This is a genomic window from Vogesella sp. EB (assembly GCF_001037925.1).
Lineage (GTDB): Bacteria > Pseudomonadota > Gammaproteobacteria > Burkholderiales > Chromobacteriaceae > Vogesella > Vogesella indigofera.
Genome location: NZ_LFDT01000005.1, coordinates 1 through 12,786, shown reverse-complemented (window position 1 = coordinate 12,786; position 12,786 = coordinate 1). Strand labels below are relative to the sequence as shown.

Annotated in this window: 10 protein-coding genes and 3 tRNA genes; 10 read left to right on the top strand and 3 right to left on the bottom strand. The window is 61.0% G+C overall.

Annotated features, from left to right (window positions below; all coding sequences use genetic code 11):
- The first annotated feature begins 6 nt into the window (after positions 1–6).
- The 9 genes from ACG97_RS04325 (at position 7) to ACG97_RS04285 (ending at position 9,365) form a co-directional block, all read left to right on the top strand.
- Positions 7–639, top strand: a complete 633-nt coding sequence (locus tag ACG97_RS04325; RefSeq protein ID WP_047966113.1) for a tetratricopeptide repeat protein — start codon at positions 7–9, stop codon at positions 637–639.
- 2 nt (positions 640–641) lie between these two features.
- A complete protein-coding gene (gene bamB, locus ACG97_RS04320) occupies positions 642–1,781 on the top strand; it encodes an outer membrane protein assembly factor BamB (protein WP_047966112.1) in 1,140 nt (379 codons plus the stop codon).
- A gap of 12 nt (positions 1,782–1,793) precedes the next feature.
- A complete protein-coding gene (gene der, locus ACG97_RS04315; RefSeq protein WP_047966111.1) occupies positions 1,794–3,158 on the top strand; it encodes a ribosome biogenesis GTPase Der in 1,365 nt (454 codons plus the stop codon).
- Positions 3,159–3,242: 84 nt separating this feature from the next.
- Positions 3,243–3,500: an RNA chaperone Hfq gene (gene hfq, locus ACG97_RS04310; protein WP_047966110.1), complete on the top strand. Its 258-nt coding sequence runs from the start codon at positions 3,243–3,245 to the stop codon at positions 3,498–3,500.
- A gap of 75 nt (positions 3,501–3,575) precedes the next feature.
- Positions 3,576–4,712 carry a ribosome rescue GTPase HflX gene (gene hflX / locus ACG97_RS04305; protein ID WP_047966109.1) on the top strand — a complete coding sequence of 379 codons (1,137 nt, stop codon included), beginning with the start codon at positions 3,576–3,578 and terminating at the stop codon, positions 4,710–4,712.
- Positions 4,699–5,913, top strand: coding sequence for an FtsH protease activity modulator HflK (gene hflK / locus ACG97_RS04300; protein WP_047966108.1), 1,215 nt, complete (start codon positions 4,699–4,701; stop codon positions 5,911–5,913). The genes hflX and hflK overlap by 14 nt, the downstream gene beginning before the upstream one ends.
- A 14-nt stretch (positions 5,914–5,927) precedes the next feature.
- Positions 5,928–6,803: a protease modulator HflC gene (gene hflC, locus ACG97_RS04295; RefSeq protein ID WP_047966107.1), complete on the top strand. Its 876-nt coding sequence runs from the start codon at positions 5,928–5,930 to the stop codon at positions 6,801–6,803.
- Positions 6,804–6,888: 85 nt separating this feature from the next.
- A complete protein-coding gene (locus ACG97_RS04290) occupies positions 6,889–8,040 on the top strand; it encodes an ATP phosphoribosyltransferase regulatory subunit (protein ID WP_047966106.1) in 1,152 nt (383 codons plus the stop codon).
- 29 nt (positions 8,041–8,069) lie between these two features.
- Complete coding sequence (locus ACG97_RS04285; protein ID WP_047966105.1) at positions 8,070–9,365, top strand: adenylosuccinate synthase; 1,296 nt, start codon at positions 8,070–8,072, stop codon at positions 9,363–9,365.
- A gap of 316 nt (positions 9,366–9,681) precedes the next feature.
- Here ACG97_RS04285 and ACG97_RS04280 read toward each other — a convergent pair.
- The 3 genes from ACG97_RS04280 to ACG97_RS04270 form a co-directional block, all read right to left on the bottom strand.
- Positions 9,682–9,768 (bottom strand) — tRNA-Leu (locus tag ACG97_RS04280).
- Positions 9,769–9,823: 55 nt separating this feature from the next.
- Positions 9,824–9,910, bottom strand: a tRNA-Leu gene (locus ACG97_RS04275).
- A 49-nt stretch (positions 9,911–9,959) separates the two neighbouring features.
- Positions 9,960–10,046: transfer RNA gene (locus tag ACG97_RS04270), tRNA-Leu, on the bottom strand.
- Positions 10,047–10,131: 85 nt separating this feature from the next.
- Here ACG97_RS04270 and rnr point away from each other — a divergent pair.
- Positions 10,132–12,639 carry a ribonuclease R gene (rnr, locus tag ACG97_RS04265; protein WP_082133640.1) on the top strand — a complete coding sequence of 836 codons (2,508 nt, stop codon included), beginning with the start codon at positions 10,132–10,134 and terminating at the stop codon, positions 12,637–12,639.
- The last annotated feature ends 147 nt before the right edge of the window (positions 12,640–12,786 follow it).

Here is a 12,786-nt window from a genome sequence, read left to right as displayed (position 1 = left end):
GGATGCATGGCTTTCGATTTGCAGGAACAGGAACAGATTGACTGGATCAAGACCTTCTGGGCACAGTGGGGCAAGCTGCTTTCCGCGGTAGTGCTGGCGGTGTTGCTATCCTATCTGGGCTACAAGGGCTGGCAGATGTACCGCGCGGCGGAAAGCGCCAAGGCGGCCACCATCTATTCGCAGCTGGAACAGCAGGTGCAGGCCGGCACGCTCGACAAGGTCAAGGCCACCGCTGCCGCGCTGCAGAGTGCGCATCCCGGCTCCGCCTATGCAGCCAATGCGGCGCTGCTGGCGGCCAAGGCCGCCTTCGACAAGGGCGATCTCGCCTTTGCCCGTGCCCAGCTGAAGTGGCTGCTGGCCAGCGGCCAGCAGGACGAATCGTTGCTGGCGGTCGCCCGCCTGCGCCTGGCGACCGTGCTGCTCGACGAAAAGCAGTACGACGCGGCACTGGCCGAGCTGGCACAGGCGCATCCGGCCAGCTTTGACACGCTGTTCCTGGACCTGAAGGGTGATGTGCTGGTGGCGCGCGGCGATGTGTCCGGTGCCCGTGACAGCTACAAGGCCGCACTGGCCAAGGCGTCGCCGGATGCAACTTTGCGCGACTTTATCCAGACCAAGCTCGACTCCCTGGGAAATTGATCATGAAGCGACGTCTCATTTGTGCCGCCCTTGTTTTGCCGTTGCTGAGCGGCTGCGCCAGCTGGTTTGAAGGTTCGGTCGGTTTCGAGCCAACCCCGTTGCAGCCGCTTGCGCAGCAAAGCGCGCTGAAAGTGCAGTGGCAGGCCAGCGTACCGGCGGCGGAGGGCGGCCTGTTCACGCCGTTCTACGACCAGGGTTTGCTGTGGGTGGCCGGTGGTGATGGCAAGGTCAGCGCCATCAACGTGCTGAACGGCAGCCAGAGCCGCTGGTTCGACTTCGAACAGAAGCTCAGCGCCGGTGTCGCCATCGCCGACAAGCTGATTTTTGCCGGCAACGACCAGGGCAAGCTGATTGCGGCCAACCTTGATACCGGCAAGATCGTGTGGGAACAGACGCTGACCAGCGTGCTGGCCGAGCCGCCGCAGGTCGGCGGCAAGGCGGTGGTGACGCGCAGCAACGACGGTCGTATCAGCGCTTTTGACATCCAGAGCGGTCGCCAGTTGTGGACCGAATGGCAACCATTGCCGGCGCTGACCGTCAAACAGACCACGCCGCAGCTGAAGGTGGAAGGTGACGACGTGCTGCTGGTCGGCTCTGCCTCCGGCAAGCTGGCGGTGTATGCACTGGAACAGGGGCGCATGCTGTGGGAGGCGGTAGTCGCTTCGCCGCGTGGCGCCAGTGAACTGGAACGGGTGACTGACGTGGTCAGTCAGCCGGTTTTTGATGGCCGCCGCGTTTGCGCCGTGGCCTATCAGGGGCGGATTGGCTGCTTCGAGGCCCGTGGCGGCGAGCAGGCGTGGGCGCGCGAGCTGGCCAGCAGCCGCGGCCTGTCGATGGATGCCAAGGGCGTGTATTCCACTGCCGATGACGGCTCGATCTGGGCGTTCGACCCGGATACCGGCCGCAACCTGTGGAAACAGGACGCACTGCGTTATCGCAACGTGACCGCCCCGGTAAAGCTGGGTAATAACTTACTGGCAGTAGATGGCGAGGGCTATGCACATTTGCTCTCGCCTGTTGATGGACAAATCGTTGGCCGCAGCCAGCTGAAGGTGGAAGGAACCATTGCACGCCCGCTCGTGCTCGGCAATATTGCCTACGTTCTCGACACCAACGGCACCTTGTCGGCGGTCACACTCTAAAAGCAGTGCTGAATGAAACCGACTATTGCCCTGGTAGGGCGCCCCAATGTGGGCAAATCGACCCTGTTCAACCGTCTGACCCGTTCGCGCGATGCGCTGGTAGCGGATCAGCCGGGTCTTACCCGTGACCGTCACTACGGCCACGGCCGTGTCGGCAGCAAGCCGTATCTGGTGATCGATACCGGCGGCTTCGAGCCGGTGGTGGACGAGGGCATCCTGTTCGAAATGGCCAAGCAGACGCTGCAGGCCGTGGACGAGGCGGACGCCATCGTGTTCCTGGTGGATGGCCGTACCGGCATCACGCCGCAGGACAAGATCATCGCCAACCGCCTGCGCCGCAGCAACCAGCCGGTTTACCTGGTGGTGAACAAGGCCGAAGGCATGCGCAGTGCAGTCGCCACCGCCGAATTCCACGAGCTGGCGCTGGGCGAGCCGCTGTCGATCTCCGCCTCGCACGGTGACGGCGTGCGCGAACTGATGGAGATGGTGCTGGAGCACTTCCCGGATGCCGAGGAAGAGCCGAAGGTCAACCATCCCAAGTTCGTCATCATCGGCCGCCCCAACGTCGGCAAGTCGACGCTGGTGAATGCGGTGCTGGGTGAAGACCGTGTGATCGCCTTTGACCAGGCCGGCACCACCCGCGACAGTATCTACATCGATTTCGAGCGCGAAGGCCGCCAGTACACCATCATCGACACCGCCGGCGTGCGTCGTCGCGGCAAGGTGGATGAGGCGATCGAGAAGTTCTCGGTGATCAAGACCATGCAGGCGATCGAAGACGCCAACGTGGCCGTGCTGGTGCTGGACGCGCAGCTCGACATTTCCGAGCAGGACGCCACCATCGCCGGTTTTGCGCTGGAGGCCGGCCGGGCGCTGGTGGTCGCGGTGAACAAGTGGGACAACCTCGACAATCACCAGAAGGAAACCATCAAGCACGAGATCGCACGCAAGCTCGGTTTCCTTGATTTCGCCAAGTTCCACTACATCTCGGCGCTGGAGCGCAAGGGGGTTGCCGACCTGTTCAAGTCGATCGACGACGCCTACCGCGCGGCCATGACCAAGCTGCAGACGCCGAAGCTGACCCGCATCCTGCAACTGGCCGTCGAGCGCCAGCTGCCACCGAGGACCGGTCCGATTCGTCCGAAGCTGCGCTACGCCCACCAGGGCGGCATGAACCCGCCGATCATCGTGGTACACGGCAATGCGCTGAGCAAGATTCCGGACAGCTACACCCGTTATCTGGAAAACATGTTCCGCAAAGCTTTTCAGCTGCAAGGCACGCCGCTGCGGGTACAATACAAGTCCAATACCAACCCCTTTGAGAAGGAAGCAACAGGCACCAAGCCGAGTTTGCTGGTTCATAAGGGCCGAAAATAGTACGGCGGTTTTTTTTATGCTAAAAAGAGTCTTAGCGCCGCTTGCTAGTAACGAAATTACAATTCCACGAAATCGGAGAACAAAATGAGCTCTAAAGGGCAAATGTTACAAGACCCGTTCCTTAATATCCTGCGTAAGGAGCATGTGCCGGTTTCCATCTACCTCGTCAACGGCATCAAGTTGCAAGGCCAGATCGAGTCGTTCGACCAGTATGTGGTGCTGCTGAAAAACACGGTAACCCAGATGGTTTACAAGCATGCCATTTCTACCGTGGTGCCAGCGCGCCCGGTAAACATCCCGCATGACAATCACGGCGCCAAGTCCGACGCTGCCGACGCTTGAGTCACTGCCTGTTCCGCCTGAATGCCGGTCCGGCAAGCGATTGCCGACCGGTTTTCCCCCTCAGAAAGATCTTTCGTGTTTGATCGCCCGGATCTAGGAGACATCGCCGTACTGGTCTGTCTCGACTTTGGTGCGCCCGACTATGACGAGGGTGTACAGGAATGCGTTGACCTGGTGCGCAGTGCCGGTGTCACCGTTGCCGGTACCATCCATGGCAAACGCCAGCGTCCCGATGCCGCGCTGTTTGCCGGCAAAGGCAAGGTCGAGGAGATCGCCGCCCTGGTCAACGCGGTGGCGGCCAACGTGGTGATCTTCAATCACGCTCTGGGGCCCGGGCAGGAACGCAATCTGGAGCGCGTGCTGCAGTGCCGCGTTGTCGATCGCGTCACCCTGATTCTGGATATCTTTGCCCAGCGCGCCCGCAGCCATGAAGGCAAGCTGCAGGTCGAGCTGGCGCAGTTGTCCCACCTGTCGACCCGCCTCGTGCGCGGCTGGACCCACCTCGAGCGGCAAAAGGGGGGCATCGGCCTGCGCGGACCGGGCGAGACGCAGCTGGAAACCGACCGCCGCCTGCTCGGCTTGCGCGTGAAAATGTTGAAGGATCGTCTGGCTGCAGTTGCCCGTCAGCGCAAGACACAGCGCCGCAGCCGCGAGCGCTCCGGATTGCAGTCGGTATCGATTGTCGGCTATACCAATGCAGGCAAGTCCACCTTGTTCAATGCGATGACCAAGGCGCAGGCCTATGCTGCGGATCAGCTGTTTGCGACACTGGATACCACCAGCCGCAAGCTGTACCTCAGCCCGGAGTTGTCCATCGTGCTGTCCGATACCGTGGGCTTCATCCGCGACCTGCCGCACTCGCTGGTGGCGGCGTTCCGTGCCACGCTGGAGGAGACAATCCAGGCCGACATGCTGCTGCATGTGGTCGACTCGGCGTCGCCGGACAAGGATCGCCAGATCGAGGAGGTGGACAAGGTGCTGGCCGAGATCGGTGCCAGCAGTACACCCCAGTTACTGGTGTGGAACAAGACCGACTTGCGCGGTTTGCCGCCGCAGATCGAACGCGGCGAACATGGCGAGCCGGTCGCGGTCCGCGTTTCGGCGCTGACCGGCGAAGGGCTGGAACTCTTGCGGCAGGCGATTGCCGAACGGCTGCACGGCTTTAATAATGACCATAACATAGAAGATCGAGACCGCTATGGCACAGAATGATCCTAACTGGGGTGGTAAACGTCCGAACGATGGCCCGCCGGATCTGGACGAAATTTTCCGCAAGCTGAACCAGCGCCTGTCGCGCCTGCTGGGTAATCGTGGTCCGGATGAAGAGCCGCCGGTTGGTAATGGCAACGGCAGCGGCGAGTCGCCACGCGGCATGCGCTTTGGCGCGGCCGGCGTGCTGGCGGCACTGGCTGGTCTGTGGCTGCTGAGCGGTTTCTACATCGTCGATGCCCGCGAACAGGGTGTGGTGCTGCGCATGGGCAGCTTCAACCGCACGACTGACTCCGGCCTGCAGTGGCGTGCACCGTATCCGTTCGAAACGGTGGAGATCGTCAACCTGACCGAGGTGCGCAGCATCGAGGTCGGCTATCGTGGCAGTGCCAAGAACCGCATCAATGAAGAATCGCTGATGCTCACCGAAGACCAGAACATCATTGATGTGCAGCTGTCGGTGCAGTACGACGTCAAGGACGCACGTGACTTCCTGTTCAACAACCTGGCTACCGAGGCGGATGCCCGCGACGTGGTGAAGCAGGCGACGGAAACGGCGATTCGCGAAGTGGTTGGCCGCAACAAGGTCGATTTCGTGCTCAACGAGGGCCGAGCCCAGATTGCGGCCGATACCCAGCGCATTATTCAGGCTATTCTGGATCGCTATAAGCTGGGCGTGCGCGTGGCCAAGGTCAACATCAACGGCGTGCAGCCGCCGGAGCCGGTGCTGGCGGCGTTCGATGACGCGGTGAAGGCGGGCCAGGACAAGGAAAAGCTGCGTAACGACGGTGTCGCTTACGCCAACGACGTGGTGCCGAAGGCCAAGGGTATGGCCGCGCGCCTGCTGGAAGAGGCCGAGGGCTATCGCCAGAATGTGGTGGCCACCGCCGAGGGTGACGCCGCGCGTTTCAACAGCGTGCTGTCGGAGTACGCCAAGGCGCCGAAGGTGATGCGTGACCGCCTGTACTTCGACATGATGCAACAGGTGATGAGCAATACCACCAAGGTGCTGGTTGACCAGAAGGGTGGCAACAATTTGCTGTACCTGCCGCTGGACAAGCTGATCCAGCAGTCCAGTGTCGCCGCGCCGTCGCTCCAGTCCGGCAGCGCTACACAGCCTGCCGAGGTGCCACCGGTGGTGGCCCCCGTCGCGCCGTCTTCGTCCGGTTCCACCAGCCGCGATGTGACTCGCGGGCGTAACTAATAACAGGAGCCCCCATGGAACGACTTCTTCCTTCTTTGATCGGTGTGGCAGTTCTGTTGCTGATTGCCTCATCGTCGCTGTTTACCGTAGACCAGCGCCAGTTCGCGATGGTGTTCCAGTTTGGCGAGGTGGTGCGGGTCATCGAGCAGCCTGGCATCCAGTTCAAGGTGCCGGTGTTGCAGAACGTGCGTTACTACGATCGTCGCATCCAGACGATCGACCCGGAAGAGCCGGAGCTGTTCAACACCCGCGAAAAGAAAAACGTGTTGGTGGACAGCTTCGTCAAGTGGCGCGTGCGTGATGTCGAGCAGTTTTACAAGAGCGTCGGCGGCAACGAACTGGCCGCGGTGGCGCGTCTGAAACAGACCATCAACGACGGCCTGCGCGCCGAATTCGGCCAGAAGAGTGTTGCCGATGTCGTATCCGGCCAGCGCGACCAAGTCATGGAGGATGTCCGCAAGAAGGCCAACCTCGACGCGCAAAAAATTGGTATGGAAATACTGGATGTGCGCTTAAAAAGAGTCGACTTTCCGGATAAAATCAGTGCTTCGGTTTTTGAGCGGATGAACTCCGAGCGTCGCACCGTGGCCAGCCAGTTGCGCAGCGAAGGCGCGGCCGAGGCCGAGCGTATCCGTGCCGATGCCGACCGCCAGCGCGAAGTGCTGCTGGCCGAGGCCTATCGCAAGGCGCAGACGATGAAGGGCGAGGGCGATGCCCGTGCCGGCGCGATTTACGCGCAGGCCTACGGCAAGAATCCGGAGTTCTACGCTTTCTGGCGCAGCATGGATGCCTACAAGCAGACGATGCGCAACAAGAGCGATGTGCTGGTGCTGGATCCGAGCTCCGAGTTCTTCAAGTACTTCAAGAGCACCAAGCCCGCGGCCAAGTAAGCGCGGGCAACGAGCCGGGGATAGACGGCAAGCTTATCAACAAGGCGGGATCGCGAATCCCGCCTTTTATTGTGTGTAGAGATAGATGCGTAATTGGCTGTTACCCGAATATGTTGCGGACATCCTGCCGGCCACCGCCCGTCAGGTTGAGTCTGCCAAGGCATCGATGCTTGAGCTGTTTCGTACCTCTGGCTACGAACTGGTCCTGCCACCGCTGATTGAATACTACGATGCACTGGTGACCCCGGAAGACGGCGCGCTGGCGATCAAGACCTTCAAGCTGGATGACCATTTCTCCGGTCGCCAGCTGGGGCTGCGTGCCGACATCACGCCGCAGGTGGCGCGTATCGATGCCCATCTGCTGTCGCAGCGCACCGGCGTGACCCGGCTGTGCTACGCCGGCAGCGTGGTGCATTCGCGTCCGGATGGGCTGATGAGCTCGCGCGAGCCGCTGCAGGTCGGGGCGGAACTGTACGGCTATGCCGGCATCGAGGCCGACCTGGAAATCATCCGCCTGATGCTGACCTCGCTGCGCCAGATCGGCGTTGAAGGTCTGCGCCTGGATGTCGGCCATATGGGCCTGTTCCGCGGTCTGGTGCAGGCCGCCGGTCTTGGCCACGAACTGTCTGCCGAGGTGTTCTCGGTGCTGCAGGCCAAGGACCTGTCGACGCTGCGCGAGTTGCTGGTCGATGTTGCCGAGCCGTATCGCAGCGCCTTCCTCGCGCTGCCGGAGCTGTATGGCTCGCGCGCGGTGCTGGACAAGGCGCGTACCCGCTTGCCGTCGCTGCCGGAAGTCGAACTCGGCCTGATGCAGCTGGCCGCGGTGGCGAACTCGCTGGAAGGCGAGGTCGAGCTCAACTTTGACCTCACAGAATTGCGCGGCACCCACTACCACAACGGTCTGATGTTTGCCGCCTACGCCCCTGGCTGGGCGGAAGAGCTGGCGCGTGGCGGCCGTTACGACAACGTTGGCCGCCGCTTCGGCCGTGCCCGTCCGGCGACCGGTTTCAGTCTCGACCTGCGCGACCTGATCCGTATCCTGCCGCAGAACGAAAGTGCCAAGGGAATCAAGCTTGCGGCCAACCTGTTGCCGCAAGCGACAATAAAAGTGGCCGAACTGCGTGCGCGCGGGGAGAAGGTCATTGTGGATTATCTGGGCGAGTCTGCTGCCGCCCTGAATTGTGATCGTGAACTGGTCAAGGCTGGTGAAAACTGGCAGCTTGTACCGTTTAAGTAATTTGATTTCTGAAGAGAAGAGGTTTACCAATGTCCAAGAATGTCGTCGTAATCGGCACCCAGTGGGGTGACGAGGGCAAGGGCAAGATTGTTGACTGGCTGACAGACCATGCTCGCGGTGTTGTCCGCTTCCAGGGTGGTCACAACGCTGGTCATACTCTGGTTGTGAATGGCAAAAAGACCGTGTTGCGCTTGATCCCGTCGGGCATTCTGCGTGCCGGCGTCGAGTGCTTCATCGGTAACGGCGTGGTGCTGTCGCCGGAGGCGCTGCTCAAGGAAATCGACGAGCTGGAAACCGCCGGTGTCAATGTCGCCAGCCGCCTGAAGATCGCCGAAGCCTGCCCGTTGATCCTGCCATACCACGTGGCGCTGGATCTGGCACGCGAAGCGGCCAAGGGTGCCGGCAAGATCGGTACCACCGGTCGTGGCATCGGCCCGGCTTACGAAGACAAGGTGGCGCGCCGTGCGCTGCGCGTGATCGACCTGTTCGATCGCGAAGCCTTTGCCGCCAAGCTGAAGGAAAACGTCGACTACTACAACTTCCAGTTGACCGAGTACTTCAAGGTTGAGCCGGTAAGCTACGACGCTATCCTGGAGCAGACCATGCTGCTGGCCGAGCGCATCAAGCCGATGGTGGCCGATGTGTCGCGCACGCTGTACGACCTGAACCAGGCCGACGTGCCGCTGCTGTTCGAAGGCGCGCAAGGCACGCTGCTGGACATCGACCACGGTACCTACCCGTTCGTGACCTCGTCCAACTGTGTGGCCGGTGCCGCTGCGCCTGGCGCCGGTGTGGCACCGCAGATGCTCAACTACGTGCTGGGCATCGTGAAGGGTTACACCACCCGTGTGGGTTCCGGCCCGTTCCCGACCGAGCAGGACAACGAGATCGGTGCCTTCCTGGCCAAGCGCGGTAACGAGTTCGGTTCGGTCACCGGTCGTCCGCGTCGCTGCGGCTGGTTCGATGCCGCGGCACTGAAGCGCTCGATCCAGATCAACGGCGTCTCCGGCCTGTGCGTGACCAAGCTGGACGTGATGGATGGCCTGGAAGAGATCAAGCTGTGTGTCGGCTATACCCTGGATGGCAAGCAGGTTGATATTCTGCCGTTCGGCTCCGATGCGGTGACCAAGTGCCAGCCGGTGTACGAGACGCTGCCAGGTTGGAGCGAGTCCACCTTCGGTACCAAGCGCTGGGAAGATCTGCCTGCCAATGCGCAAGCCTATCTGACCCGTATCGCCGAAGTGTGTGGCGCACCGGTGGACATCGTATCGACCGGCCCGGATCGCGAAGAGACCATCGTGTTGCGTCATCCTTACGGTCTGTAAGGTTGCATGCTTCATGCAAGAGCCCGCTTCGGCGGGCTTTTTTGCGTCTGCGGCAAACGGAGTGGCGACTTGCAAAGGTTGGCCGCAGTGCCGGGCTTGGTTGCGGCAGCTACGTAGCAGTGTTGCGTGATGGTTGACTACCCGCGTGACAGCTGGGGATAAGGTAAGGCTTGCCGAGTGATGCTTGACGCCAACGACGGCGGTGTGGGGCGTGACCGGCTGGCCGGTGCGGGAGGGGAGAGTGATACGGATTGCTGCAGTTTTTGCTGTGCAAACGCAAAAACACCGTTGAGATGTCTCAACGGTGTTTTTGTTTTGGTGCCCAAGAGAAGACTCGAACTTCCACACCCTTGCGGGCGCTAGGACCTGAACCTAGTGCGTCTACCAATTCCGCCACCTGGGCAAAACCTTTACTGCTTCAAGCAACAGCCCGTTTGCACGTGCTGCATTAATTCTGTTGGTGCCCAAGAGAAGACTCGAACTTCCACACCCTTGCGGGCGCTAGGACCTGAACCTAGTGCGTCTACCAATTCCGCCACCTGGGCCAACCAGATTTTTCAGCTATACATATTGCATCAATCAACTACAGTTGAATGGTGCCCAAGAGAAGACTCGAACTTCCACACCCTTGCGGGCGCTAGGACCTGAACCTAGTGCGTCTACCAATTCCGCCACCTGGGCTATGCATTTGCTGTATCATCGTTTTCACTGCGTTGCAGCGGTAGAGATGAAGCCCTGCATTATAAGGACGTTTTTGGACGTGTCAATGGTTATTACTAAAAAATCTTCCCCTGAATCGGCTATTCGCCTGTCTGACCCATTCCTGGAGCGGGAAAAGTCCCAATATAACAATCCCTTGCCTAGTCGCGAGTTTGTTTTACAAATTCTTGCCCAGCAGGGGGTGCCGATGCAATTTGGCGAGCTTGCCGCCGTACTGGAAATCACCGACGAAGAGCAGCCATTGTTCGAACGCCGCTTGCGCGCGATGGAGCGAGCCGGGCAAGTGCTGATCAATCGCAAGGGCGAGGTCTGTGTCGCCGACAAGCTGGATCTGCTGCCTTGCCGTGTTAGCGGCCACAAGGACGGCTTTGGCTTCGCGGTGCCGGATGGTGTCACCGGCGAGGATATCTATCTGCCCGAGCGCGAGATGCGCAAGGCAATGCATGGCGACCATGTCATGGTGCGGCTGGCTGGCACTGATCGTCGCGGTCGCCGCGAAGGGCGCATTGTCGAGGTGCTGGAGCGGGCGCAGTCGAAGCTGGTCGCCCGCGCCTATTTCGATCATGGTGTCGGCGTGGCCAAGGCCGAGGATCGCCGCATTGGTCAGGAGCTGCTGCTGGAGCCTGAAGGGCACGGTGGCGCCGGTCATGGCCAGGTGGTGATGCTGGAGATCGTTTCCTATCCCGACGAGCATCGCCCGGCAATCGCCAAGGTTATCGAAGTGCTGGGCAACTACGCCGACCCGGGCATGGAGATCGAGGTGGCGCTGCGCAAGCACGACCTGCCGCATGTGTTCTCCGATGCTGCACTGGCACAAGCGGCTGCGACACCGGCCAAGGTGCGCAAGAAGGATCTGGACAAATCGCGGGTTGACCTGCGCTCCTTGCCGCTGGTGACCATCGACGGTGAAACGGCGCGCGATTTCGACGATGCCGTTTTTGCCGAGCGTCAGGGCAAGGGCTTTCGGCTGGTGGTGGCGATTGCCGATGTCAGCCACTACGTGCAGCCGGGCGATGCGCTGGACGGCGATGCCGTGGCGCGTGGCACCTCGGTGTACTTCCCGCGGCGGGTTATTCCGATGCTGCCGGAGGCGCTGTCGAACGGCATTTGTTCGCTGAACGCCAATGTCGACCGTCTGTGCATGGTGGCCGACATGCAGATTTCGGCGAAAGGCAAGATCAAGGGGTATCGCTTCTATCCGGCGGTGATGAACTCCAAGGCGCGGCTGACTTACACCCAGGTGTGGGATTGGCTGCAGCAGGGCAGTGACAGCCCCTTGTTGCCGCAATTGCAGACCCTGCATCAGCTGTTCCAGGTGTTGTTGGCCGCGCGTACCCGCCGTGGTGCCATCGAGTTTGAAAGTGTCGAGACGCAGATGGTGTTCAATGAGCACGGCAAGATCGACAAGATCGTGCCGGTGACGCGTAATGACGCCCACCGTCTGATCGAGGAATGCATGCTCGCGGCCAACGTTTGTGCGGCGGACATCCTGCTCAAGAACCGGCACAAGTGCCTGTTCCGCATTCACGAGGGGCCGACCCCGGAAAAGCTGCTCAATCTGCGCAATTACCTGCGCCTGCTGGGACTGGCGCTGGGAGGCGAAGATAAACCGACGCCCAAGGACTACGCCGAGCTGGCGGAGAAGGTTGCCTTGCGTCCGGATGCGCCGGTGGTGCAGACCATGATGCTGCGTTCGATGCAGCAGGCGGTGTACGCACCGGACAATGTCGGCCACTTCGGTCTGGCGTACGACGCCTATACCCACTTCACCTCCCCGATCCGCCGCTATCCCGACTTGCTGGTGCATCGTGCCATCAAGGCCGTGCTGGCCGGTGGCAAGTACAAGCCGGGCAAGTGGCTGGCGCTGGGCGAGCATTGCTCGATGACGGAGCGCCGCGCCGATGACGCCAGTCGCGAAGTGCAAGCATGGCTGAAAACCTACTATATGCAGGACAAGGTGGGCGAGGTGTTCAGCGGCAAGATCAGTGCGGTGACCGGCTTTGGTGTGTTTGTGTTGCTGGATGATCTCTATGTCGAGGGCCTGTTGCACATTTCCGAGTTGGGCAAGGACTACTTCCACTTCAAGAAAGAGCAGCAAGCCATTGTCGGCGAGAAGAGCGGGCTGCAATACCGGCTGGGCGATGCGGTGCAGGTGCGGGTGGTGCGGGCAAACCTGGAGACGGTACAGGTCGAGTTTGCTTTGGCAACCCGTAGTGTGCCGGCTGCTGGAGAGGAAAAAGCGCCAGCCAAGCGTAAGTCATCACGCAGTCGCTCTAAAGCAAAGCCGCTTGCAGTTGTGGCGGCGGTAGAGGACGTGTCTCAGCTGACGGAAGAGATGACGCCGACTGAGCCACAGTCGCCGGCGCCTGCTCGTCGTCAACCGGCGCGCAATCGCAGGACAAAGCCAGTCATTACGCCGGAGGCGGTGGTGGCCGATGTGGCGTCACCCGCTGAAACTCCGGAGCCGGTTTCGACGTCAGCCATTGAGTCTACTCTGGAGCCGGTGGCTGTCGAGCGGGCAAAGCGCCCCCCACGTCGTCGTCGCACTCCGTAATTCACCATGTTTTGACTCGCAAAGGTTGGCCGCAAACATTGCGGCCAACCTTTTTCATTTTTCTTTATGGTAGGCTGGCTGTGGAATCAAGGACTTGCCGCTTTGGTGTCGGAAATTGTGTTTGCGGGTGTTGACGCGGCTGGCCGG

What these genes read in the sequence shown, in the direction of transcription:
- ACG97_RS04325 (WP_047966113.1), top strand. Translation starts at nt 7, where the DNA reads ATGGCTTTCGATTTGCAGGAACAGGAACAGATTGACTGGATCAAGACC.
- hflC (WP_047966107.1), top strand. Translation starts at nt 5,928, where the DNA reads ATGGAACGACTTCTTCCTTCTTTGATCGGTGTGGCAGTTCTGTTGCTG.
- ACG97_RS04290 (WP_047966106.1), top strand. Translation starts at nt 6,889, where the DNA reads ATGCGTAATTGGCTGTTACCCGAATATGTTGCGGACATCCTGCCGGCC.
- hflK (WP_047966108.1), top strand. Translation starts at nt 4,699, where the DNA reads ATGGCACAGAATGATCCTAACTGGGGTGGTAAACGTCCGAACGATGGC.
- der (WP_047966111.1), top strand. Translation starts at nt 1,794, where the DNA reads ATGAAACCGACTATTGCCCTGGTAGGGCGCCCCAATGTGGGCAAATCG.
- rnr (WP_082133640.1), top strand. Translation starts at nt 10,132, where the DNA reads ATGGTTATTACTAAAAAATCTTCCCCTGAATCGGCTATTCGCCTGTCT.
- hfq (WP_047966110.1), top strand. Translation starts at nt 3,243, where the DNA reads ATGAGCTCTAAAGGGCAAATGTTACAAGACCCGTTCCTTAATATCCTG.
- ACG97_RS04285 (WP_047966105.1), top strand. Translation starts at nt 8,070, where the DNA reads ATGTCCAAGAATGTCGTCGTAATCGGCACCCAGTGGGGTGACGAGGGC.
- bamB (WP_047966112.1), top strand. Translation starts at nt 642, where the DNA reads ATGAAGCGACGTCTCATTTGTGCCGCCCTTGTTTTGCCGTTGCTGAGC.